Source organism: Bradyrhizobium jicamae (assembly GCF_018130695.1).
Lineage (GTDB): Bacteria > Pseudomonadota > Alphaproteobacteria > Rhizobiales > Xanthobacteraceae > Bradyrhizobium > Bradyrhizobium jicamae_B.
This window is the reverse complement of record NZ_JAFCJX010000036.1, coordinates 41792-62804: the sequence shown is the minus strand read 5'-3', so window position 1 is coordinate 62804 and position 21013 is coordinate 41792. Positions and strand designations below refer to the sequence as shown.

The following is a 21013-nucleotide window of genomic DNA, read 5'->3' as shown; positions in this document are numbered from 1 at the left end:
GCCCCGGCGCTACCGGGTTCGCTTCACCTCGCGGCGCTTGCTCGCATCGCAGATGCGATCCGGGTGGGGGCTTTCCCCACGCAGGGAATCCCGATGCGGATGCACCCCCACCCCAACCCTCCCCCGCAAGTGCGGGAGAGGGAGTTCTTTCGACGCATGCGGCAACAAGGGCGGCGACAAAGTGGGGCAGCGCGGCAATGATCCGACATGGTCGTGCCAGCCAAAAAGCTCCGTGTGCTCGTGTCCGAGGGGTCCAGCACCTCGGCCCGTGAGGCGATCACGATCCTGGGTTTGGCCGGCCATCACGTCGAGGTCTGCGATCCCTCGCGCTGGTGCCTGTCGCGCACGTCGCGATTCCTGCGCAGATTCCATCACTGCCCGGGCCTCAGGACCCACCCCGCGGGCTTCCTCCGCTTCATCGAGCGGCTCCTGACCATGCAGCCGTTCGACGTGCTGCTGCCGACCCATGAACAGGGCTTTGTGTTCGCGCGGGCGGCCGAACGGCTGGCCGGCCGCGCCGGCCTGGCGCTGCCGGATTTCGAGGCCTATCGCGCCGTGCACGGCAAGGCCGGCTTCAGCCGGCTGCTCGACGCGCTCGATTTGCCGCAGCCGCCGACCCGCATCGTGCGCTCGATCGACGAACTGCGCGCGGCGATCCGCTTTCCGTCCGTGGTGAAGACCTCGGTCGGCACCGCCAGTCGCGGCATCTGGTTCGTGCGCGACGACAGCGATCTCAACCTCGCGCTCTACGATCTCGAATCCTCCGGCAGTTTTGCCGGCGAGGTGCTGGTGCAGGACCTGATCACCGGTGCCACCGAGAAGGCGCAGTCGGTGTTCTGCCGCGGCAAGCTGGTCGGCTTTCACGCGTATCGCCAGGTGGCCGCCGGGGTCGGTGGCGGCGAGGCGATCAAGGAGAGTGTTGGTCGCCCCGCGGTACGCTCCTATCTCGAAACGATCGGCGCGCATCTCAACTGGCACGGCGCGCTGTCCGTCGACGTCATGATGCCGATCGACAGCGCAACGCCGCTCCTGATCGATTGCAATCCGCGGCTGGTCGAGCCGATGAACGCGTATCGGTCCGGCGTCGATCTCGTCGATCTTCTGTTGCGCGTCTCGCTCGGCGAAGTGCCCGGGATGTTGCCGGAGAGCCGCGCCGGCATCCGCACCCATCTCGCGATGCAGGCGCTGCTCGGCAGCGGCGCGCGCGACGGCACGCGCCGCGATATCCTCAGGGAATGCTGGCGGATCTATGCGGGCACGGGCGCTTATGCCGGAAGCAGCGAGGAGTTGACGCCGGTGCGTCTCGACTGGATCAGCGCTGTGCCGCTGGCGATGACCGCCGCAATCCTGCTGGCCTCGCCGCAGTTCGCCGCTTCGCTCGCCCGCGGCGGCTTCGGCGCGCATCTGCTGGATATCGAGAGCATCGGGAAAATCGAGAGCGCGGATTTTCTGCGCGATCTCTCCCCCCGTCGTCCTGGCGTAAGCCAGGACCCATAACCACGGCATTTGGTTATGGATGAGATCGTTGCCCCAGCGTCGTGCACCGACATGCATTTGGGGTAATGGGTCCTGGCTTTCGCCAGGACGACGGTCTTGATGGATTTGTGGCGCTACAACGGCTCGTCATCCGTGCCGTAGCGATCGCGCTTCGGCGTCGCGATGTCGCCGTCCTCGTAGTCTTCGTCGTCCGATGCTGGCGGCGACGGAGGCTTCTTCGGTTTGTCCTCGGCCTTGGTCGGGCCTTCGCTTGTCTTGCCGGCCTTGCCCATACGTTTTCCCCTGCACAGGAAATCGATGTGGCAATTCTACTTGATTGGAGCGCGTTTGTAACGCGTGAGAAGCGGCGCGGCCGTATCCAGCCGCGCCGCCGAGACATCAGAACGTCGCGCCGGCTTTCACCATGTAGGTCCGGCCCGCCAGCGGGTAGGCCGAGAAGCGCCCGGCGGTGAAGGTGCTGGCGACGGCGTAGTCGTAATAAAGGGCGTTGAAGATGTTGTTGACGCTGAGCGACCAGAAGAAGCGGTCATATTGTCCGCTGAGCTTCACGTCGGCCGTGGCGTTCGCCGGAATGCGCTTCTGCGTGTTGGCCTGGTCGTTGTCCATGAAGCGCTCGCTCCAGGCCCGCACCGTGCCGTCGAACACCAGGTAGTTCTGCCAGATGTTCCAGGTCACGCCGACATTGCCGGTGTAGCGCGACACCAGCGGGATATCCATGCCCGCGAACGTGCCCTCACGGAACACCGCGCGGGTGATCGCCGTGCCGGCCCGCAACGTCACGGTGTCGCTGGCGCGCACCGACGCCTGGGTTTCCCAGCCATAGCGGCGGGTCGGATCGAGGTTGACGTTGTAGAACAGCACCGGGTTGAAATGGATCTCGTTGTTGAGGTCCATCAAATAGACGCTGCTCTGCAGCTGCCAGATGTTGGTCTTGGCGCGGAAGCCGCCCTCGACGTCGTAGGACGTCTGGGTTTTCAGCTGAAAGTTCTGCGGCAGTGCGGGGAAGAACGGTGCTGGTCCGAACGCCGGTCCCGACGAGACGCGTTCATCGACGTCAGGCGTACGGAACGCACGCGCGGCGCGGCCGAACACCGAGAACACGTCGTTCAGGCGATGCTCGGTGCCGATGTGCAGCGCGTACTGCGTCTCGTTACTGTCGAGCGGGAGGGCTTGAGCAGTACAATTGAAAAACAGGGTGCACTCGGGTGCGTTGGGATTGTACTGATCACGGGCGCTCAAGCTCGTGTTTTGGACTCTGGCGCCGTAGGAGAAATCGGTCGTCGGCAACAGGCCAACTGTTTGCTGCCAATAACCGGCCAGTGTTCTCTGTGTCAGATCGTAGGTGTGGCCCGGCGCCAAGCCCTGGTAGGCGCTGCGCGTCTGATGGAATGTCGAATCGTAGTAGTCGACACCGGTCAGGATCGTGGACGGCATGCCGAACATGACGTTCTTGACGCTCAGGCGCGGCGTAAGCGACCAGGTCTGCAACGCCGCGTCGTTGTAGGTCGACGTGAAGCTCGGTGTCGGCACGAGGCCAAAGAAGCCGCTCTGGGTGTCACGCTGCCGATAACCCCCGTCGACGATGAGGTCGACGCCGTTCATCAAGGTCTTGGTGAAACCGGCGGTGGCGCTACCGGCCTGCTGGTTGGCATAGTCGAAAGGAGTGCTGGTGCCCCTGCGGTCAGTGGCAAGTTCATTCACCCCGATCGACGGATCGACCAGCCGGCCGCCGGGTAGGCCGAGCTTCTGGTCGCTGCCGGTGACGGTCAGGAACGCCGTGAGATCGGGCGTGGTGTAGTTGACGTTGCCGACGCCGTTGCGCTGGTCGAGCGCGTTGTTGACGCGGTAACCGTCGGACTTGATGCCGTTGCCGTAGAACGAGGTCGACCACGGACCGGAATTGGCTGCTGCGGAAACCGCAGCCATCCGCGAGTTGAACGAGCCCACGCCGGCCTCGGCCTTGATCGTGGCCGGCGGTCCGCTGACGCCGGTCTTGGTGACGATGTTGACGACGCCGCCGACGGCGTTGTCGCCGTAGAGCACCGCGCCGCTGTTGCCGCGGGTGATCTCGATGCGCTCGATCGAGTTCAGCGGAATAGTGGTGAGATCGAAGCCGCCCTTGTCGATGTCGTTGAGGCGTCGGCCGTTCATCAGGAACAGCACGTTGTCGCTGGCGAACGCGCCGAAGCCGCGCAGATCGACCGAGGTTTTCGCGCCGGCCACGCCGCCATACAGCGTCTGCAGCTGTACGCCCGGCACCTGCGCGATGATTTCCGCCAGCGATTGCGACGGCGAATGCGCGATGTCGTCGGCTGTGATCACGGCGGTGGACGCGCCGACGATGCCGGCGAACTGGCGGCCGCTGCCGGCTCCGCCGCTGCCCGTGCCCGTCCCGGTGCCGGAGGACGTGCTCGTCCCCGTGCCCGTGCCGGTGTTGCTGGTCTGACTGCCCGGCGCAGGGCGGGGCGACGCCGGCACATCATCCTTGGCCGGCTTGGCGCGGGTGCGGTTCTGGTCGCCGGGCTGGTCGACCTGGATCGGCGGCAGCTGTTCGGCGGGAGGTGTCTGGGCGTGGGCGACGGAGATATGGAACACCGGCGCGGCCATGGCGGATGCGAGCAGGAGCGCGCGGCGCCGCTTGGCTGAAACGAAGGAAGACATAGGCTGAGACCTCGGTAACGTCAGTGGCACGTCACCGCGAAACAGTCTCACCAACCAAGGTGAAGCTTATGCCTGTACTCCCCGACCGACATCTTCGCGTGTGACCACGGCTGACGGCAGGTCTCCTGGCTCGCGGGTCGTGACCCCATCGTCGCCTTCCCAGGACCGAGTTTCCCAGTGGCCTATGACGAAGGATTCACCGCTTACAGTTGCGGGGGCAGCCGCGGAATAGGGGAGTGTCCCCGCACCGCATTCCCTTTTGATCCCATTGAAGGAACCGTCCTGTTCATCTACGGGCCGGCCGAAAGGGGAGTCAATCGGGGCGGAAGTGGGGTAGGGCCATACCTGGAAGCTTCTTGCCGGGTGTCACTTGTTTGCCACGGCCATCCCTGTCAAAGCATGCGCCGATGAGCGTGCAGGATTTTGCTTTTGCGGCTGAAACGGCGGCGCGGCGGCGGTTGGGCGCGACCGCGGCGCTGGCTGTGCTGGTCGCGCTGCTGGTGCTGATCTCGCTCGGCATCGGCCCGGTGCGGCTGTCGCCGCTTGCGGTGATCGAAGCGCTGTTCGGCGGCGGCAGCGACGTGGCGCAGGTGATCGTGCGCGAGATCCGCCTGCCGCGCACGATCCTGGCGCTCGCGATCGGCGCCATTCTCGGTCTTTCCGGCGCCGCGCTGCAGGGCCTGCTGCGCAATCCACTGGCCTCGCCGTCGCTGTTCGGCGCGCCGCAATCGGCCGCGTTCGGCGCGGTGCTGGTGATCGCGCTCGGTCTTGCCGATGTGCGCTCCTATGCGCTGCCGATCGCGGCGATCATCGCGGCGTTCGGCTCGGTGTTCGCGCTGCTCGCGATCGCCGGCCGCAATGCCGGGCTGCTGATCCTGATTCTCGCCGGGCTTGCGATCTCGAGTTTTGCGGGGGCTGCGACCGCGCTGGTGATGAATCTTTCGAGCAATCCTTTCGTGGTGCTTGAGATCGCGTTCTGGCTGCTCGGCTCGCTGGAGGACCGCAGCTTTCAGCACGTCGCGCTGGCGCTGCCCTTCATCATTATCGGCGCCGCCATCCTGCTCAGCCAGGCCAAAGGCTTTCGCGCGCTGACGCTCGGCGAAGAGGCCGCGCAGAGCCTCGGCGTCGATGTCGGACGGTTGCGGCTGTTCGTGATCACCGGCGTCGCGCTCGGCGTTGGCGGCGCGGTCGCGGTGACCGGCACGATCGGTTTCATCGGGCTGGTCGCGCCGCACCTGATGCGGCCCTTGATCGGGCATGATCCGGCGCGGCTCTTGGTGCCGAGTGCGCTCGCGGGCTCGGCGCTGCTGCTCGCTGCCGATATCGCGGTACGCATCATTCCCTCGACCTCGGACATCAAGGTCGGCGTGCTGACCTCGATCATTGGCGTGCCGTTCTTCCTCTATCTGATCAGGCGCGAACGCCGTGCGCTCGGCGGAGGCGTGGCATGACGCTGCTCTCTGCGAAAGATCTCAGCGCGTCGCTCGGCAGCCGAAAGGTGCTGCACGAGATCTCGCTGTCGCTGGAGCCGGGCCATCTGGTCGCGCTCGTCGGCCCCAACGGCGCGGGGAAGACCACGCTGCTGCGCGCGCTGGCCGGGTTGATCCCGTCCGATGGCACGATCCGGATCGGCGGCGAGACGCTGGCGTCGCTGCCGCTGCGCGAGCGCGCAAAACGTTTTGCCTATCTGCCGCAGGGCCATCTGATGCACTGGCCGCTGCCGGCGCGCGATATCGTGGCGCTCGGCCGCTATCCGCATGGCGCCACCGATCCGGCGCGGCTGTCGCCGAAGGATATCGACGCGGTCATGCGCGCGATGCAGGCGGTCGATGTCATGGAATTCGCCGATCGCCGAGTGACGGAACTGTCCGGCGGCGAGCGCAGCCGCGTCGCGCTGGCGCGCGTGCTGGCGGTGGAAGCGCCCGTGATCCTCGCCGACGAGCCGACCGCCTCGCTCGATCCGCGCCACCAGATCGACGTGATGCAGAATTTGCGCGACGTCGCCGACCAGGGCGTGCTGGTCATCGTCGTGACCCACGACCTCGGCCTCGCCGCGCGCTTTGCCGATCACGTGCTGGTGCTGTCGGAAGGCCGTCTGGCGTCGCAGGGCGCGCCGGCGGAGGCGCTGTCGGACAAAGTGATGGCGGATGTGTTCAGGATCAGCGCCTACCGCGCGGAGTATCAGCGCGAAGCCGTGATCGTGCCATGGGCGGATGTGTGATGCGGCGATGTCGCCGCAGGCTCGCTTCACCTCTCCCGCTTGCGGGGGAGGTCGACATGCGCAAAGCGCGTGGCGGGTGGGGGCTCTCTCCACCATGTGACTCGCGGAGATACCCCCACCCCAACCCTCCCCCGCAAGCGGGAGAGGGGGCGCAGCGCCGTCGCGGTCGCAGCTTCATTCTATCGGCGCTTGTGGCACTCACATGCGCTCTCTCCACCACCGCCCACGCAACCGGCCCGCGCATCGTCTCGATGAATGTCTGCAGCGACCAGTTGCTGCTGTCGCTGGCCGACCCCGACCAGATCATCGGCCTCAGCCGCTTCTCGCGCGACGACTGGCAGTCCTTTGCCGCGGGCGATGCGCGGCGCTATCCGATCCTGTCGGGTGGTGCGGAGGATGTGCTGATTGCAAAACCCGACATCGTGGTGGCGAGCCTGTTTGACAAGCGGGCGACACGTGAACTGCTGAAGGCGAAAGGGCTGCATCTGGTCGAGTTCACGGTGCCGCGCACGCTGGACGAGGTGAAGGCACAGATCCGCGAGATGGGCGAGGTGGTGCAGCATCCCGATCGCGCCAATGCCGCGATCGCGCGCCTCGACGCCGCGATCGCGCGGGCAAGGGCGGCGGTGACCGGGAAGCATTATCGCGTGCTGCCGCTGGCGCGCCGCGGTTGGGTGTCCGGCGATGACAGCCTGGTCAATTCGCTGCTCACCACGGCCGGTCTCATCAACCCCGCCGCGGAGCTCGGTTTCGCCAATGGCGGCTTCGCCTCGCTGGAGGCGATCGTGAAATTGCGGCCGGATTTCATCCTGGTGTCGGAAGCCGGCGACCGCGCCGAGGATGATGGCCGCGCCTTCCTGCTGCATCCCGCGCTGGAGCGGTTCTATCCGCCCGACAAGCGCCTCGTGCTGCCGGAACGGTTCACGGTGTGCGGCGGCGTGATGCTGGCGGATGCGCTGGATCGGCTGACGGCGGAGTTGAAGCGCGTCGTACTGCCGTAGGGTGGGCAAAAGAGCGCAGCGACGTGCCCACCATCACGAGCGCGCCGAGAATGGTGGGCACGGCGCAAGCGCGCCTTTTGCCCACCCTACGAAGCTCACCCGTGCAGCACAGGCCCGCCGGCCTTCTTCCAGGCGTCGATGCCACCTTCGATATGCGCGGTGTTTTCCAGTCCGGCCTTCTTCGCGGCGGCCACGGCCATCGCCGAGCGTTCGCCGAAGGCGCAGAAGAACACGACGCGGCGGCCGGTGGCGGCGGCGACTTCGCGCAGCATGCCGCCGGGCTGCAGGCTCTCGCAGATCCCGCCATAGGGCGCGTGCAGCGCGCCTGACAGGGTGCCGTGTTTTGTTCGCTCGCCGGTCTCGCGCAAATCGACCAGCAGGATCTCCGGCCGGCCGAGGCTCGCGATCGCGTCGCGCGCGGTCAGCGAGCGGCCTTCCTTGGCGAGCTCATCCTGGTGCAGGCCGACATGCATGTTGGCGGGCACCGCGACGTCCATCATCTTCGGATTGGGCAGATGCAGATTGTTCATCAGCTCGATGTAGTCGTCGACCGATTTCACCTGCAGCCGCGGATTGTAGCGCTTCTCCTCGCCGATGGTGGAGACGGTGTCGCCCTTGTAGTCGTGCGCGGGGAACACCATCGTCTCGTCGGGCAGCTTCAGCAGGCGATTGAAGATCGACTCATACTGCGCCCGCGCGCTGCCGTTCTGGAAGTCGGTGCGGCCGGTGCCGCGGATCAACAGCGTGTCGCCGGTGAAGACACGGTCGCCCATCAGATAGCTGTAGGAATCGTCGGTATGGCCGGGCGTGTAGATCGCCTCCAGGCTCAGCCCTTCGATCATGACCTTGTCGCCGTCGGCAACGCGCATCGAGACCACGTCGGCCTTGCTCTGCTCGCCCATGATGGTGATGCATTGGGTGCGGTCGCGCAGCTCGCCGAGGCCGGTGACGTGATCGGCGTGCAGATGAGTGTCGACGGCCTTGACGAGGCGCAGGTCGAGCTCGCGCAGCAGCTGGCAGTAGCGGTCGGCCTTTTCCAGCACGGGATCGAGGATCAGCGCCTCGCCGCCGGCGCGGCTCGCGAGCAGATAGCTGTAGGTGCCGGACACGCTGTCGAACAGCTGACGAAAGATCATGACGGCTTACCTATTCCCTGAATTAAGTCTCAGGGAGCATAATATTCTAGAAAAACCATCGTCTCAAATCAAAATCGTCTCCGCGCACAGGACTTACGGCCGCACGTCGCTCCAGCCCTGCACCTGCAATTCCGTCGGCTGCATCACGCCCGAGGGTGGCGCCTGCATCAGCCGAGCCCCGTGATGCCCGGATTGTCCTCGACGCCTTTCAGCGTCACGCCCGGCGCGTCGCGGTTCGGCGGCCGCCCGGCGCGCAGGTGTTTTGCGACGACGTCCCAGACCGGCGCGCCCTGCTGCTCGTTGACGGAGGCCCAGCCCGCGACCTTGTAGTGCTTGTGCGCCTCGAGGTGCTTGCCGTGCGCGAGCTTCAGCTCGGAGATGCGCTTGCCGATCGGCTCTGCCGGGCTGCAGGTATAGGCGAGGCCGCCGACGCGGACCATGTCGCCGCCCTGCTGGTGATAGGGATCGGCGTTGAAGAGGTTGTCGCAGACGTCTTCCAGCACGTCCTTGATCTGGCCGCCGGTCATGGTCGCAACGTAGGTCTCCGGATAGGTGATCGCGGTTTCCGACAGCAGATCGTCCATCGTCAGCGGCTGGCCGGCGAGCGCGGTCAGGCCCCAGCGGAAGCCCGGCGACAGTGCGATCTCGGTGTCGAGCTCGCTGAGCAGCGCGTCGCAGATCAACTGGTCCACGGTGCCGGAGAAATTGCCGCGGCGGTAGAGCAAGCGGTCGGCGGCGCCGATTTTCTCGCTCCATTCGGTCGCGTGCGGCTCGCGCATCTTGTCGATCAGCGCCTGCATCGCCGGATCGGGCTTCAAGAGCTCGGCGAACACCGGCAGCAAGCGGTAGCGTACATTGGCGACCTTGCCCTTGCCGAGATCGAGATCGAGCACGCCGAGGAATTTGCCGTTCGAGCCGGCATTGGTGACCAGCGTGACGCCACCGGCGTTCTGCACACTGATCGGCTGCGGCACCGCGTCGTGGGTGTGGCCGCCGAGGATGACGTCGATGCCGCTGACGCGGCTGGCGAGCTTGAGATCGACGTCCATGCCGTTGTGCGACAGCAGGATTACCGCGTCGACCTTGTCGTTGCTGCGATGGCCGTCGACCAGCTTCTGCAGCTCCTCGTCGCGGATGCCGAAGGTCCAGTCCGGCGTGAAGCGCTTGGGATGCGCGATCGGCACGTAGGGGAAGGCCTGGCCGATCACAGCGATACGGTGTCCGCCGATCTCCTTGATGACCGACGGCTTGAACACGCGGCCCGAGGCCGGGTCGAACGCCTTGGCGTCGTTGAAGGCGGCTTCCTCGGTCAGGAACACGTTCTGCGCCAGGAACTCGCCCTTGAAGCGCGCGAGGTTGTCGCGCAGCGCCTGCTCGCCATAGGTGAATTCCCAGTGCCCGGTCATCGCCTCGATGCCGAGCAGATTGGCGGCCTCCACCATGTCGGCGCCGCGCATCGCGTTCGACAGACCCGTGCCCTGCCAGAGATCGCCGCCGTCGAGCAGCAGCGAGCGCTTCTCGCCGACATCGGCACGGAGCTTGTCGATCAGCGTCTTCAGATGTGCGAAGCCGCCGAGCTTGCCGAAGCGGGGCGCCGCCTTCTCGAACTCGACGCAGGTGAAGGCATAGGCATCGGCGCTGTCGGGGCGGATGCCGAACCGATCCAGAAACGCCTTGCCGACCAGATGCGGCGGCTGCCCTGCCATCGCGCCGACACCGAGATTGACGCTGGGCTCGCGGAAGAACACGGGCCTCAGCTGCGCATGCGTATCTGTCGTGTGCAGGATGCGCGCATTGCCGAAGCGCTCGAGATCGTAGACGCCCGATGTGTCGGCGCCCCGCGCCAGCCGCGGCAGGCTGCCCGCCAGCGCGATCGCAGCACTCGCCTTCAACAGCTCCCGGCGGCGGATCTTCATCACTCTCTAACGTCTCCGCGCGCCACGTCGCATCAACGCGCGCATCAGGTCTAAAGCCACGCGGGCGGTGGTAGGGCTCTCTCCCCCCTTGTGGGGGAGAGTTGGAGAGAGGGGTAAGCCACGATCACCGCCCGTGCGGCTTACCCCTCTCCCTAACCCTCCCCCACAAGGGGGGAGGGAACCCTTCCGCCGGTGCGTCCCTAACTCATGCTCAGCCGCACAGATCGCAAGCGGGAGAGAGAGTGCCGTGTGCGTGCAGCGGCGCTCCACCCATAACGCGTCAGCGGATTTCCAAATCCTTCCAGCGTTCCTTCTCCGACGTCGCCTGGAAGATCGATGCTTTCGCCAGTGCTTCGGCTTCCCTGGCCTGTGCCAGCGCCGCATCGAAATCGCCGGCATCGGCGGCCTTCTTCGACGCGGCGAGGGTGGATGCCGTCGTGGTCCATTGATTGCGCAATGCGCCCGCTTCCTTGTTCGCAGCTTCGGCCGCGGCATAGGCCGCCTTGTAGTCGGCCTCGGACGCGGCTTCCGCCGCGCCCGTGCCGGCCAACAGCGCCATCGCGCCTGCCAAGAGTGTCATCTTCATGGCCGCGCTCATGGTCTGGCTCCCGGCCCCGAGATCGGCAGTCCATTGCTGACATAGGAGAGGTAATATTCGACGTTGCGATATTCGTCGTCCTGCGGGCTGAGCGGCACGCCACGGATCTGGCTGTTGCAGGTGGTGAAGCGGCGGCTGGTCGTGCCCATGCCGGACCATTCCGAGCGATAGATAGGCATCGCGTTCAAAATGCCGAGCGCCGGCGCCAGTATTTCGGCGCGGATGCGCTCGCCCGGGCTCTGCACATGGCAGGTGGCGCAGGAGAAGTTGAGCTGGCCGCGGCGGGTGTAGAAATATTCCTTGCCCTTCTCATAGGCTTCGAGCGCGCGCGGATCGCTGGGTATCTTGATGTCCATCGGCTTGCCGCGCGAGGTGTAGGCCATGTACGCGGTCAGCGCCGCCATCTCGTCCTTCACATAGGAAAACGGCGCTTCGCCATTGGCCTCGCGGCAGCGGTTGAGCGCGAGCTCGAGGGTGACGACCTTGCCTTCCTTCTCGTCGAAATAGGGATAGTTCTGGCGGATGCCGATGCCTTTATTGGGGAAGCAATCCTCATAGGATTTGCCGTTCTTGAACGGCTTCGAGAACATCTCCTTGCCGGCTTCGAGCGAGAACTCGTAGGGCGGAAACTGCTCCTTCTCTTCCCACTGCTTGTGCAGGTCCTCATTCATCGAATAGGGACCGTTGACGAAATCGTCGAACTTCACCTTGGGAAACTTGTCGGTGAAGAACTTCTGGAACGCCTTCTTGTCGGCCTCGGGATTGACCGCGTCGGCCGCGCGCGTGATCGGCGCCAGCGCGAGCAGGCTCACCGCAAAGGCGGTGGCGAGGGGAAGTGCGACGCGCCACATCATTGAATCTTCGCCGTGGTGGAGTCGGTGGCGCCCTTGTTGTCGCTCCAGCTCACCTTGAGGTCGTCGCCCTTCTTGCCGCCCTTGAAGGAGAATTTCACGTAGGGGTCCTTGGAGACGCCGCCGCCCCAGTCGGCGAGGAACACCGGCTTGCCGTCATACTCGAAGGTCAGCTGCTGGATGAAATGCGGCGGAATGATCTCGCCCTTGGCGTCCTTGACGAAGCCGGAATCCATCGGGTGCTGGATCAGCGCCTGCACCTCGGTGGTGTCGCCGTTGGACGTTGCGCGCACGCGAATGCTCGATGCCATCTCACTGCTCCTTATCTTGTCTGGCGCATGATCTGATCGGAAAACCGGTGTCCACTTTTCCGGATCATGCGCGCATTAACCGCCGCAGCCGCCGACGGTGACTTTGACTTCCTTGGTGGCGCTGTAGAGCTTGCCGCCGGCTTCGACGAGCACGATGACGTTGCTGGTCTTCGCCATCTTGATGCGGTTGCCGACAGCAGGCAGCGTGCCGGCGGGAATCCTGTAGGACGCGACCAGCGTGATCGGGTTCTCGCTGACCAGGAACGAGATCGAGGTGACGTCTGCCAGCGTCGTCGTTACCGCGATCGGCACCACGGCGCCGTTCTCGGCAATCTCGGGCGCGTCCATCTTCACCTTGTCGGATGCTTCAGGCGTCTTGCCATAGAGCGCCTTGATCGCCTCGGCCTCGGTCTTCTGCTTGAACGCCTCTTCCGGATATTTGTCGTTCGCGGCGGCGAGCGCCTGCGGCACGTCGAGCGGAATGACGCCGAAGCCGACCAGCGCGGCGACGCCGATGCCCTTCAGCACCAGGCGGCGATTGGCGAAAAACTCGGGGCTCATGATGCTCATCGAAATCTCCTCAAATCCCGCGCGTCACAGCGTCTGCAGGAAATCCACCACCGAATTGATCTCCTTCTCGGACAGGATCCGGTTCCGTCCGAAGGGAGGCATCACGGTCAGCGGGTTGCGCTTGGTCTCGTCGGTGACGATCGCGATCAGCTCGTCACGGCTGTATTTGTTTTTCAGGTCGGTCAGTTCCGGGCCGATCGAGCCGGGCAGGTCGCCGCCCTTGATGACATGGCAGGTCAGGCAATTGCCCTTGCTGCGGTCGAAGGCGAGTTTCTGGCCGTCCGCGGGCGTTTGGGCTGATACCGGAGCGGCGGTGCCGGCCAGCAGCGCCAGGACCAGGGCCGGCTTGGAAAGATGGGCGATCAAAGGCGTTTCCCGGGCTTAAATCTCTGCGCCAAAGGCGCAATATAGGAGGTGAAAAGCACAAAGACCATTGGCTGGCAACGTGGAGAATAGGCGGGGTCGAGCCGGGGTTAACGTATGATAGCGGACGGGAGAGCGACGTGGCGGAATATGTGGTGGAGTTCGGCAAGGATGGCCGGCGGGTGGAAGCAGACGGGCGGCTCGATGCGGCGGCGTTCCATCGCAATCATGCGCCGATCTGGGATGTGCTGAAGGGGTTTCTCGCCGGACGATCCGGCGACGTGCTGGAGGCCGGCAGCGGCACCGGCCAGCATGTTGTGTTCTTTGCCGGGCATACGCCCGACATCGTCTGGTGGCCGAGCGATCTGCAGCCGTCGCATCTGCGCAGCATCGAGGCCTGGCGCACGCATTCAGGCCTCGCCAACATCCGCGAGCCACAGCGGATCGATCTCTCCGATCCCGCCTGGCAGGTCGCGCCTGCGGAAGGCGAGGGGCCGGATAAATTGCTCGCGATCTTCTGCGCCAATGTCATCCACATCGCGCCGTGGAGTGTCGCCGAAGGCCTGTTCGCCGGCGCCGCGCGGCAGTTGCGGCCGGACGGGCGGCTGTTTCTGTATGGCCCGTTCAAGCGCGACGGCAAGCACACCGCGCTCAGCAATGCGGTGTTCGACACCTCCTTGCGCGAGCGCGACGCGGATTGGGGTGTGCGCGACATCGCAGATCTCGAGAAGCTTGCGGGCGGTGTCGGATTGAAGCTCGCCGGCAGCTTCGAGATGCCCGCCAACAACATGATGCTGATGTTTGCGCGAACGTGATCGTCGGGCGGATCATTCGAACGCCAGACACCATCCCTCGCCGCGAACCCAGCAGCGCTCGTCGGGAATGTCGCTGTCGCGATAAAGCCGCGTGACCTTGTCCCAGCCGCCGCGCGCAAAAGCGTCTGCAAGCGCCTTCTCGGAGGCCTCGTCGCGGCCGCCGGCGCAGGGAAAGATCGCCACCGGCGAGATCCATGTCGCGTAGTAGTCGGTGCCGCCGCGCCAAATGCAGAACACCGCGCCGGCCTGCGCGATGCGCTCGGGTGCGAGGCTGCGAAAACCGTCATTCGACGTCATCGGCAGGATCAGGCGACCGCGGTTGGCAAGGTTGCTCAACCAGCGCTCCGCCGGCTGCGTGCAGCCGGCATTGACATAGATGACGTCGGCCGGATCGAACGGCACCTGCGTGCCGTCGCCTGCGATGATCTCGACATTGCCAAACGATGCCAGATTGGCGCGGGCGCGCGCGGCGAGATCGCCATCAAATTCGATTCCCGTCACCCGGCCGGACGGCCCGACCAGATGGGCGAGTATCGCGGTGTAATAGCCGGTCCCGGTTCCGACATGCACCACGTGGTCGCCGGCCGCGGGCGCCGCCTGTTGCATCAGATAGGCATGCAGCGAGGGCTGTCCGTTGTTGAGGCCGCGCTCAGGCACCAGGCCAACCAGATTGTCGGTGTAGAGATAGACCGGATCGGCGTCGGGCGTCGGCACGTAGCCGTTCATCCGCCGCATCATCCATGGTCCGGGCCCGACGAAATCCTCGCGAGGGATCGTGGCGAACGCCTCGATCACGCGCGCATTGTCGACGCGGACGGCGGCCGCGATCTGTTTGGCATAGGCCGCGCGGATGATGCGGAGCTCGGTCTGCCGGTCCATGCGGGGCACCTCGTCAGGTGAATGTGTCATTTGACACACCATGGTGTGTGAAATAGCATACCTCGACGCAGGAGGCCAGCATGAAACGACGGCTCTATCCGGCAGTGCTCGAGCGCGGGCCTCGCGGTGCGTTCGGCGCGTGGTTTCCGGACTTTCCGGGCTGCGTCGTCGCCGGGCGCTCGCAGGAGGAGGCGATCGAGCGCGCGGAAGCAGCACTCGCGCAGGCGGTCGACGGCTGGGCCGAGCAGGGCCGGCCGATGCCGGAGCCGACGCCGATCGAGACCATCGTGCCGCCGAAGGGCTCCGATGTCGCGGCGTTCTTCATGGTCGGCGTCGATCCGCCCGATCCCTCCGAGCGCGTCAACGTCTATCTGCCGAAGAGCCTGATCGCCAAGATCGACCGCCACGCCGCCGGCATGGGCATGAGCCGCTCCAGCTTCTTCGGCTTCGCCGCCACGCTGGCGCTCGAATGGCGTTTCCCGCCGCCGACGCCAACGTCGCGCTCCAAGGCCCACAGGGCCGGCGCGCTGCGTGCGGACAAGCGGGCGGGGAAGAGGATCATGCGATAGAATCGTAGGGCGGATTAGCGAAGCGTAATCCGCCATTGCCGCAACACCGGTCGGCGGATTACGCCTTCGGCTAATCCGCCCTACGATTTCTGAAGGGTGGGCAATCCCCGACGCACCGTGCACATCCCGCATGGCGTTCGTCGTTTTGCGCTGGTTGATCGACCTGCTGCGTCTCTCCATAGTGCCGGCCAAACAAGGGCTCCCGCCGGGGCCGCGGGAACGCCTGATGATCGACGTGACAGCCACTGCCGAGACCGACGACGATACGCGCGCGCGGCGCAATGTGCTGCTGCTGGCGGCGGCGCAGGCGCTGACGGGAGCCAATTCGGCCGTCATCTTCGCGACCGGCTCGATCGTCGGCGCGACGCTGGCGCCGGACATCTCGCTCGCGACCGTGCCGCTGTCGATGTATGTGCTGGGGCTCGCCGCCGGCACGCTGCCGACCGGCTGGATCTCGCGCGCCTACGGCCGCCGCGTTGCCTTCATCATCGGCACCTTCTGCGGCGCGCTGACCGGCATGCTCGGGGCATGGGCGATCCTGCACGCCTCGTTCTGGCTGTTCTGCGGCGCGACCTTCCTCGGCGGGCTCTATGGCGCGGTGGCGCAATCCTATCGTTTTGCCGCGGCCGACGGCGCCAGCGCCGCGTTCCGGCCGAAGGCGGTGTCGTGGGTGATGGCGGGCGGCGTGTTCGCCGGCGTGCTCGGGCCGCAGCTCGTGCAATGGACCATGGAGTTCTGGTCACCGTATCTGTTCGCGTTCTCCTTCGTGGTGCAGGCGGCCGTCGCGCTGGTGGCGATGGCGATTCTCGCCGGCGTGCATGCGCCGAAGCCGGCGGCGGCCGACCTGCATGGCGGCCGGCCGCTGCTGCAGATCGCAAGGCAGCCGCGCTTCATCGCCGCGGCGCTGTGCGGCGTGATCGCCTATCCCATGATGAACCTCGTGATGACCTCGGCGCCGCTCGCGATGAAGATGTGCGGGCTCACGGTCAGCGATTCCAATTTCGGCATTCAGTGGCACATCGTGGCGATGTACGGCCCGAGCTTCTTCACGGGCTCGCTGATCGCGCGCTTCGGCGCACCGCGCATCGTCGCGCTTGGCCTGACGCTGGAGGCGGTGGCCGCGATGATCGGGCTCTCCGGCATCACCGCGCCGCACTTCTGGGCGACGCTGATCGTGCTCGGCGTGGGCTGGAATTTCGCTTTCGTCGGCGCCTCCGCGCTGGTGCTGGAAACGCACCGGCCGCAGGAGCGCAACAAGGTGCAGGCCTTCAACGATTTCCTGGTGTTCGGCATGATGGCGATCGGCTCGTTCTCGTCGGGCCAGCTGCTTGCGCATTACGGCTGGAACGCCGTCAACATGGTGGTGTTTCCGCCGGTGCTGCTGGGGCTCGCCGTGCTGTCGTTCGCGTCCTTCGCCAAGCGGCGGGCGAAACTGCGCGAGGTCGACGAGTTTCCGGAGCCGAGTCTCTAGGCATGATCCGGACCCGAAGGGCCGCGTTAGCGCAAAGTGTGGCGCGGTTTTCCGATGAGATCATGCCCAAAAATGTCCTCTTGCTGCCAACAGCTGACACTTCGATCGCCATCGAAGTGATCGCCTTGCGGGCCTTCTTACATCGTCAGGACCGAACGATTCCTGACCTGATGTGAGACGCAAAGAGCACAAGATGGACGCATCCACGCATACGCGCAGCACGATCGACGAGACCTCCTACCGCTATGACGGCTGGCGGATCGTCGCCGTCTGCTTCCTGCTCGCGACCTTCGGCTGGGGGCTCGGCTTCTACGGCCAGAGTGTCTATGTCGCCGAGCTGCATCGCCAGCACGGCTGGCCGACCTCGCTGATCTCCTCCGGCACCACGTTCTTCTATCTGTTCGGCGCCGTGCTGGTCGCCTTCGCGAGCGAGGCGATCAAGGCATTCGGTCCAAGGAATTGCCTGATCGCCGGCACCTTTGCGATGGCCGCGGCGGCGCTCTCGATCGGCTGGGTCACCACGCCCTGGCAGCTCTATCTTGCGAATGCCGTGCTCGCCTTCGGCTGGGCCGGCACCAGCCTCGGCATCATCACCAACACGCTCGGCCTCTGGTTCGACACCAAGCGCGGTATGGCGATCAGCCTGGCGCTGAACGGCGCCAGTTTTGGCGGTATCGTCGGCGTGCCCTTGCTGGTCGCCGGGATCGGCTATTTCGGCTTCGCCGGCGCGATGATCGCATCCGCCGTGTTGCTGGTCGTGACGATGGTCCCGATCATCCTGATCTTCGTCGGCGAGCCGCCGGTGCATCTCCGCGCCGTCACGGCCGCCGCAATGGATGCGCCGTCGCCGACGCAGGTCCGGGCGCGGGCGTTCCGCGATATCGGCTTCCTCTCGGTCTCGACCGCGTTCGCGCTGGTGCTATTCGCCCAGGTCGGCTTCATCGTCCACCTCATCACTTTCCTGGACGGCGTGATTGGCCGTGAGCGCGCCACTGTGGCGATGGCGTTGCTCACCGCGATGGCCGTGGTCGGCCGCGTCTCGTTCTCCTTTGTGATCGACCAGCTGAACCAGCGACTCGCCTCGGCGCTGTCGTTCCTGAGCCAGGCGATCGCGCTGCTCGTCGTGATCAACCTGCGCAGCGACATCGCGCTGATCGCGGCCTGCGGGCTGTTCGGCTTCTCCGTCGGCAATCTGATCACGCTGCCGGCGTTGATCGTGCAGCGCGAGTTCGATCCGCGCGCGTTCGGCGTGCTGATCAGCCTGATCACCGCGATCAACCAGGTCACCTACGCGTTCGGCCCCGGCGTGGTCGGTCTGCTGCGCGATCTCTCCGGCGGCTACGCGTTGCCGTTTTACGGGTGTATCGGGCTGGAGGTCATCGCAGCGGTGATGGTCATGGTCCGCGGGCGTAGCCCGGATGGAGCGAAGCGCAATCCGGGGCCGACGTCGACATGAGGCGAGACCTATCCCGGATTTCGCTGCGCTTCATCCGGGCTACAAGATTACCCCTCCCGCGCCCGCAGCAGATCGTCCAGATCGAGCCGCTGCGTGAACATCGCCAGCTTTCCATCCGCGGTGCGCGGCCATTCGGCCTCGGGCCGGTCCCAATAGAGCTCGACGCCGTTCTCGTCGGGGTCGCGCAAGTACAGCGCCTGGCTGACACCATGGTCGCTGGCGCCGTCGAGCTGGATGCCTGATGAGATCACCCGATGCAGCGCGTCGGCGAGTGCGGCGCGGGTCGGGTAGAGGATCGCGGTGTGGAAGAGGCCGGTGGTACCCGGCGGCGGCGGATGGCCGCCCTTGCTCTCCCAGGTGTTGAGGCCGATGTGGTGATGATAGCCGCCGGCGGAGATGAAGGCCGCCGCCGAGCCCATTTTCTGCATCAGCTCGAAGCCCAGCACGCCGCAATAGAAGCCGAGCGCGCGTTCGAGATCGGCGACCTTGAGATGGACATGCCCGATCCGGGTCCCGGCGATGATGGGAGGATTCTGCGGCATGGGACGGCTCCAGTTGGACTCACGCCCCGGCGGTCAGCGGCGAGGCTTCGCCTTCGATATAGTCCAACTCCGCCGGAGCACGAGCGGCCGATCCTGAAACCCAGCGTTTCCGGACCGGCAATGATGGTGGACCGGGCGGCTACGCCAGCTCGGACAGCTCCCCGCCGGGCACCTCGAACTCGAACGTGTTCAGCGTCATCGACACCATGGTGTAGTAGCCGCAGAGGCCGATCACCTCGACCACGCCGCGCAGGCTGAGCACCTCGACCGCCTCATCATACAGCGCCCTCGGCAGGCCGTGGCCCTCATGCAGCGCCTTGGCGACGTCGTAGATCATCTTCGCCTTGGGATCGTCGAAATGCGGGGTGCGGCGAACGCGGATGTCCTCGATCAGCTTTGGATCCATGCCGCCCTTCAGCGCCAGCCGCTTGTGCGCGTACCATTCGTAATGCGCGGTCCAGTGCCGCGCGGTGACGAGGATCGCGATCTCCGACAGCTTTGGCGGAAAGATCGTGTCGAAGCGCAAGACCTCGCCGAGCCTTGTAGCGTGCCGTGCCATTTCGGGGCTGTTCAGCCAGGCCATCATCGGCGCCGGCGGGGCGCCGCGCTTGCCGGCAATCGACTCGTCATAGGTTTCTTTTTGTGCAGCGTTCATTTCGCCAGGCGAAAGCAGTTTCAGCCGCATGACGGTTTCCCCTTGTTTTTCAATTGTTATCTCACTTCGCGCATACACCCGATCGCGTGCACTGACCACCGACGCCAGAGCATGGCGCGGTCGCAAGACATATTGAATTCGGCGGTGCTGTGACTAAGGTCGAATCCAATTCGTCAATCCCGACCCCGGAAACGCCTCAATGTCTGATCTCGAAAAATTCCGCAGTGAAACCCGCGCCTGGCTGGAGCAGAACTGCCCGCCGGAAATGCGCAAGCCGATGACCTCGGACGGCGACACGTTCTGGGGCGGCCGTAACGCGAAATATTCCTCCGACGCGCAGCGCGTCTGGTTCGAACGGATGCGCGACAAGGGCTGGACCGTGCCGCACTGGCCGAAGGAATATGGCGGCGGCGGCCTTGACGGCGAACAGGCCAAGATCGTGCGGCAGGAGATGGCGGCGATCGGCGCGCGGCAACCGCTGACCTCGTTCGGCATTTCGATGCTCGGGCCGGCGCTGCTGAAATATGGCACCGAAGAGCAGAAGAAGGAGCATCTGCCGAAGATCACCGCGGGCCTGATCCGCTGGTGCCAGGGCTATTCCGAGCCGAACGCCGGCTCCGACCTTGCCTCGCTGCAGACCCGCGCCGAGAGCGACGGCGATCACTATGTCATCAACGGCCAGAAGATCTGGACGTCCTATGCCAATTATGCCGACTGGATCTTCTGCCTGGTTCGCACCGATCCCGCCGCGAAGAAGCATGACGGCATCAGCTTCATCCTGTTCGACATGGCCTCGAAGGGCGTGACGACGAAGCCGATCCTGCTGATCTCCGGCTACTCGCCGTTCTGCGAAACCTTCTTCGACAATGTGCGCGTGCCGAAGTCGCACGTCGTGGGCACCGTCAATCGCGGCTGGGATGTCGCGAAATACCTGCTGCAGCATGAGCGGGCGATGATCTCGGGCATGGGCGAGCGCGGCGTCGGCCGTCCGCTCGGCCAGATCGCGGCCGACTCCGTCGGCGCCGACGATCACGGCCGGCTCGACGATGCGCAGCTGCGCAGCCAGATCGCGAGCTTCGAGGTCGATGAAGCTGCGCTTGCAGCCGCTGCCGAGCGCGCGGTCGATCTGGCCAAGGCCGGCCAGTCGCACCCGGCGTTCTCCTCGGCGATGAAATATTACGGCACCGAGCTCAACAAGCGTCGCTACGAGATCCTGATGTCGGCCGGCGGCATCGACGCGCTGGAATGGGAAAGCGACCGCTCCAGGGGCGGCGCGCGTCCGCGCGCCTGGTTGCGCACCAAGGCGAACTCGATCGAGGGCGGCACGTCGGAGGTGATGCTCGGCATCGTCGCCAAGCGCATCCTGGATCTGCCGGGGGCGTGAATGAGAATCCCTCATCCTGAGGAGCGCGGAACGCGCGTCTCGAAGGATGAGGGTGCGAATATCGGCCTCGTGGTTCGAGACGGCGCCAGGGCGCCTCCTCACCATGAGGGTCAACAG

At 65.5% G+C, this 21013-nt stretch carries 22 protein-coding genes and 1 riboswitch; of the genes, 10 read left to right on the top strand and 12 right to left on the bottom strand.

Annotated elements, in window-relative coordinates; genetic code table 11:
* Positions 1 to 207: 207 nt before the first annotated feature.
* A complete protein-coding gene (locus JQ604_RS35805) occupies positions 208 to 1497 on the top strand; it encodes a hypothetical protein (RefSeq protein WP_212365438.1) in 1290 nt (429 codons plus the stop codon).
* Positions 1498 to 1610: 113 nt separating this feature from the next.
* Here the strand turns inward: JQ604_RS35805 and JQ604_RS35800 are convergent, their stop codons facing one another.
* Positions 1611 to 1769 carry a hypothetical protein gene (locus tag JQ604_RS35800; protein WP_212365437.1) on the bottom strand — a complete coding sequence of 53 codons (159 nt, stop codon included), beginning with the start codon at positions 1767 to 1769 and terminating at the stop codon, positions 1611 to 1613.
* A 106-nt stretch (positions 1770 to 1875) separates the two neighbouring features.
* Entirely contained in the window at positions 1876 to 4158 is a 2283-nt protein-coding gene (locus JQ604_RS35795) for a TonB-dependent receptor (RefSeq protein ID WP_212365436.1), read from the bottom strand.
* 98 nt (positions 4159 to 4256) lie between these two features.
* Positions 4257 to 4455: riboswitch (cobalamin riboswitch) on the bottom strand.
* 110 nt (positions 4456 to 4565) lie between these two features.
* Here JQ604_RS35795 and JQ604_RS35790 point away from each other — a divergent pair.
* From JQ604_RS35790 to JQ604_RS35780, 3 genes are all read left to right on the top strand, one after another.
* A complete protein-coding gene (locus tag JQ604_RS35790; protein WP_212365435.1) occupies positions 4566 to 5609 on the top strand; it encodes a FecCD family ABC transporter permease in 1044 nt (347 codons plus the stop codon).
* Positions 5606 to 6379 carry an ABC transporter ATP-binding protein gene (locus JQ604_RS35785; RefSeq protein ID WP_212365434.1) on the top strand — a complete coding sequence of 258 codons (774 nt, stop codon included), beginning with the start codon at positions 5606 to 5608 and terminating at the stop codon, positions 6377 to 6379. The genes JQ604_RS35790 and JQ604_RS35785 overlap by 4 nt, the downstream gene beginning before the upstream one ends.
* Before the next feature lie 251 nt (positions 6380 to 6630).
* Positions 6631 to 7380 carry an ABC transporter substrate-binding protein gene (locus JQ604_RS35780; protein WP_249159139.1) on the top strand — a complete coding sequence of 250 codons (750 nt, stop codon included), beginning with the start codon at positions 6631 to 6633 and terminating at the stop codon, positions 7378 to 7380.
* A 95-nt stretch (positions 7381 to 7475) separates the two neighbouring features.
* On the opposite strand, the gene JQ604_RS35775 is transcribed toward JQ604_RS35780, so the two are convergent.
* From JQ604_RS35775 to soxX, 7 genes are all read right to left on the bottom strand, one after another.
* Complete coding sequence (locus JQ604_RS35775; RefSeq protein ID WP_212365432.1) at positions 7476 to 8516, bottom strand: MBL fold metallo-hydrolase; 1041 nt, start codon at positions 8514 to 8516, stop codon at positions 7476 to 7478.
* Between the two features lie 167 nt (positions 8517 to 8683).
* Positions 8684 to 10432 (bottom strand): thiosulfohydrolase SoxB, encoded by a 1749-nt coding sequence (gene soxB / locus JQ604_RS35770; RefSeq protein ID WP_212365431.1) that lies wholly within the window; start codon positions 10430 to 10432, stop codon positions 8684 to 8686.
* A 280-nt stretch (positions 10433 to 10712) separates the two neighbouring features.
* Positions 10713 to 11018, bottom strand: a complete 306-nt coding sequence (locus tag JQ604_RS35765; protein ID WP_212365458.1) for a hypothetical protein — start codon at positions 11016 to 11018, stop codon at positions 10713 to 10715.
* An 8-nt stretch (positions 11019 to 11026) separates the two neighbouring features.
* Positions 11027 to 11884 carry a sulfur oxidation c-type cytochrome SoxA gene (gene soxA, locus JQ604_RS35760; RefSeq protein WP_212365430.1) on the bottom strand — a complete coding sequence of 286 codons (858 nt, stop codon included), beginning with the start codon at positions 11882 to 11884 and terminating at the stop codon, positions 11027 to 11029.
* Positions 11881 to 12192, bottom strand: coding sequence for a thiosulfate oxidation carrier complex protein SoxZ (soxZ, locus tag JQ604_RS35755; RefSeq protein ID WP_212365429.1), 312 nt, complete (start codon positions 12190 to 12192; stop codon positions 11881 to 11883). Before soxZ ends, soxA begins: the two co-directional genes overlap by 4 nt.
* A 75-nt stretch (positions 12193 to 12267) precedes the next feature.
* Positions 12268 to 12762: a thiosulfate oxidation carrier protein SoxY gene (gene soxY / locus JQ604_RS35750; protein WP_212365428.1), complete on the bottom strand. Its 495-nt coding sequence runs from the start codon at positions 12760 to 12762 to the stop codon at positions 12268 to 12270.
* A gap of 24 nt (positions 12763 to 12786) precedes the next feature.
* Positions 12787 to 13128: a sulfur oxidation c-type cytochrome SoxX gene (gene soxX / locus JQ604_RS35745; protein WP_212365427.1), complete on the bottom strand. Its 342-nt coding sequence runs from the start codon at positions 13126 to 13128 to the stop codon at positions 12787 to 12789.
* Between the two features lie 137 nt (positions 13129 to 13265).
* Here soxX and JQ604_RS35740 point away from each other — a divergent pair, with 137 nt between their 5' ends.
* A complete protein-coding gene (locus JQ604_RS35740) occupies positions 13266 to 13940 on the top strand; it encodes a DUF938 domain-containing protein (protein WP_212365426.1) in 675 nt (224 codons plus the stop codon).
* 12 nt (positions 13941 to 13952) lie between these two features.
* Here the strand turns inward: JQ604_RS35740 and JQ604_RS35735 are convergent, their stop codons facing one another.
* On the bottom strand, positions 13953 to 14849 hold the full coding sequence (locus JQ604_RS35735) for a protein-L-isoaspartate O-methyltransferase family protein (protein WP_249159138.1): 897 nt from the start codon (positions 14847 to 14849) through the stop codon (positions 13953 to 13955).
* Positions 14850 to 14899: 50 nt separating this feature from the next.
* Here JQ604_RS35735 and JQ604_RS35730 point away from each other — a divergent pair, with 50 nt between their 5' ends.
* The 4 genes from JQ604_RS35730 (at position 14900) to JQ604_RS35715 (ending at position 18315) form a co-directional block, all read left to right on the top strand.
* Complete coding sequence (locus JQ604_RS35730) at positions 14900 to 15388, top strand: type II toxin-antitoxin system HicB family antitoxin (RefSeq protein ID WP_212365425.1); 489 nt, start codon at positions 14900 to 14902, stop codon at positions 15386 to 15388.
* 226 nt (positions 15389 to 15614) lie between these two features.
* Positions 15615 to 16859, top strand: coding sequence for an MFS transporter (locus JQ604_RS35725; protein ID WP_212365424.1), 1245 nt, complete (start codon positions 15615 to 15617; stop codon positions 16857 to 16859).
* A gap of 2 nt (positions 16860 to 16861) precedes the next feature.
* Complete coding sequence (locus JQ604_RS35720) at positions 16862 to 17035, top strand: hypothetical protein (RefSeq protein ID WP_212365423.1); 174 nt, start codon at positions 16862 to 16864, stop codon at positions 17033 to 17035.
* 17 nt (positions 17036 to 17052) lie between these two features.
* On the top strand, positions 17053 to 18315 hold the full coding sequence (locus tag JQ604_RS35715; protein ID WP_212365422.1) for an MFS transporter: 1263 nt from the start codon (positions 17053 to 17055) through the stop codon (positions 18313 to 18315).
* Positions 18316 to 18362: 47 nt separating this feature from the next.
* Here JQ604_RS35715 and JQ604_RS35710 read toward each other — a convergent pair whose 3' ends face one another.
* Positions 18363 to 18857 (bottom strand): VOC family protein, encoded by a 495-nt coding sequence (locus tag JQ604_RS35710; protein ID WP_212365421.1) that lies wholly within the window; start codon positions 18855 to 18857, stop codon positions 18363 to 18365.
* 139 nt (positions 18858 to 18996) lie between these two features.
* Entirely contained in the window at positions 18997 to 19542 is a 546-nt protein-coding gene (locus tag JQ604_RS35705; RefSeq protein WP_212365420.1) for a carboxymuconolactone decarboxylase family protein, read from the bottom strand.
* Between the two features lie 169 nt (positions 19543 to 19711).
* On the opposite strand from JQ604_RS35705, the gene JQ604_RS35700 reads away from it, so the two are divergent.
* Complete coding sequence (locus JQ604_RS35700) at positions 19712 to 20896, top strand: acyl-CoA dehydrogenase family protein (protein WP_212365419.1); 1185 nt, start codon at positions 19712 to 19714, stop codon at positions 20894 to 20896.
* Positions 20897 to 21013 lie beyond the last annotated feature (117 nt).

Excerpts from the sequence above, each read along its gene's own strand:
- JQ604_RS35710 (WP_212365421.1), bottom strand. The coding sequence starts at position 18,857 with ATGCCGCAGAATCCTCCCATCATCGCCGGGACCCGGATCGGGCATGTC.
- JQ604_RS35780 (WP_249159139.1), top strand. The coding sequence starts at position 6,631 with ATGAATGTCTGCAGCGACCAGTTGCTGCTGTCGCTGGCCGACCCCGAC.
- JQ604_RS35765 (WP_212365458.1), bottom strand. The coding sequence starts at position 11,018 with ATGAAGATGACACTCTTGGCAGGCGCGATGGCGCTGTTGGCCGGCACG.
- JQ604_RS35775 (WP_212365432.1), bottom strand. The coding sequence starts at position 8,516 with ATGATCTTTCGTCAGCTGTTCGACAGCGTGTCCGGCACCTACAGCTAT.
- JQ604_RS35725 (WP_212365424.1), top strand. The coding sequence starts at position 15,615 with ATGATCGACGTGACAGCCACTGCCGAGACCGACGACGATACGCGCGCG.
- JQ604_RS35735 (WP_249159138.1), bottom strand. The coding sequence starts at position 14,849 with ATGACACATTCACCTGACGAGGTGCCCCGCATGGACCGGCAGACCGAG.
- soxB (WP_212365431.1), bottom strand. The coding sequence starts at position 10,432 with ATGAAGATCCGCCGCCGGGAGCTGTTGAAGGCGAGTGCTGCGATCGCG.
- JQ604_RS35785 (WP_212365434.1), top strand. The coding sequence starts at position 5,606 with ATGACGCTGCTCTCTGCGAAAGATCTCAGCGCGTCGCTCGGCAGCCGA.
- JQ604_RS35790 (WP_212365435.1), top strand. The coding sequence starts at position 4,566 with ATGAGCGTGCAGGATTTTGCTTTTGCGGCTGAAACGGCGGCGCGGCGG.
- JQ604_RS35720 (WP_212365423.1), top strand. The coding sequence starts at position 16,862 with ATGATCCGGACCCGAAGGGCCGCGTTAGCGCAAAGTGTGGCGCGGTTT.
- soxZ (WP_212365429.1), bottom strand. The coding sequence starts at position 12,192 with ATGGCATCGAGCATTCGCGTGCGCGCAACGTCCAACGGCGACACCACC.
- JQ604_RS35705 (WP_212365420.1), bottom strand. The coding sequence starts at position 19,542 with ATGCGGCTGAAACTGCTTTCGCCTGGCGAAATGAACGCTGCACAAAAA.
- soxA (WP_212365430.1), bottom strand. The coding sequence starts at position 11,884 with ATGATGTGGCGCGTCGCACTTCCCCTCGCCACCGCCTTTGCGGTGAGC.
- JQ604_RS35730 (WP_212365425.1), top strand. The coding sequence starts at position 14,900 with ATGAAACGACGGCTCTATCCGGCAGTGCTCGAGCGCGGGCCTCGCGGT.
- JQ604_RS35700 (WP_212365419.1), top strand. The coding sequence starts at position 19,712 with ATGTCTGATCTCGAAAAATTCCGCAGTGAAACCCGCGCCTGGCTGGAG.
- JQ604_RS35795 (WP_212365436.1), bottom strand. The coding sequence starts at position 4,158 with ATGTCTTCCTTCGTTTCAGCCAAGCGGCGCCGCGCGCTCCTGCTCGCA.
- JQ604_RS35800 (WP_212365437.1), bottom strand. The coding sequence starts at position 1,769 with ATGGGCAAGGCCGGCAAGACAAGCGAAGGCCCGACCAAGGCCGAGGAC.
- JQ604_RS35715 (WP_212365422.1), top strand. The coding sequence starts at position 17,053 with ATGGACGCATCCACGCATACGCGCAGCACGATCGACGAGACCTCCTAC.
- soxY (WP_212365428.1), bottom strand. The coding sequence starts at position 12,762 with ATGAGCATCATGAGCCCCGAGTTTTTCGCCAATCGCCGCCTGGTGCTG.
- JQ604_RS35805 (WP_212365438.1), top strand. The coding sequence starts at position 208 with ATGGTCGTGCCAGCCAAAAAGCTCCGTGTGCTCGTGTCCGAGGGGTCC.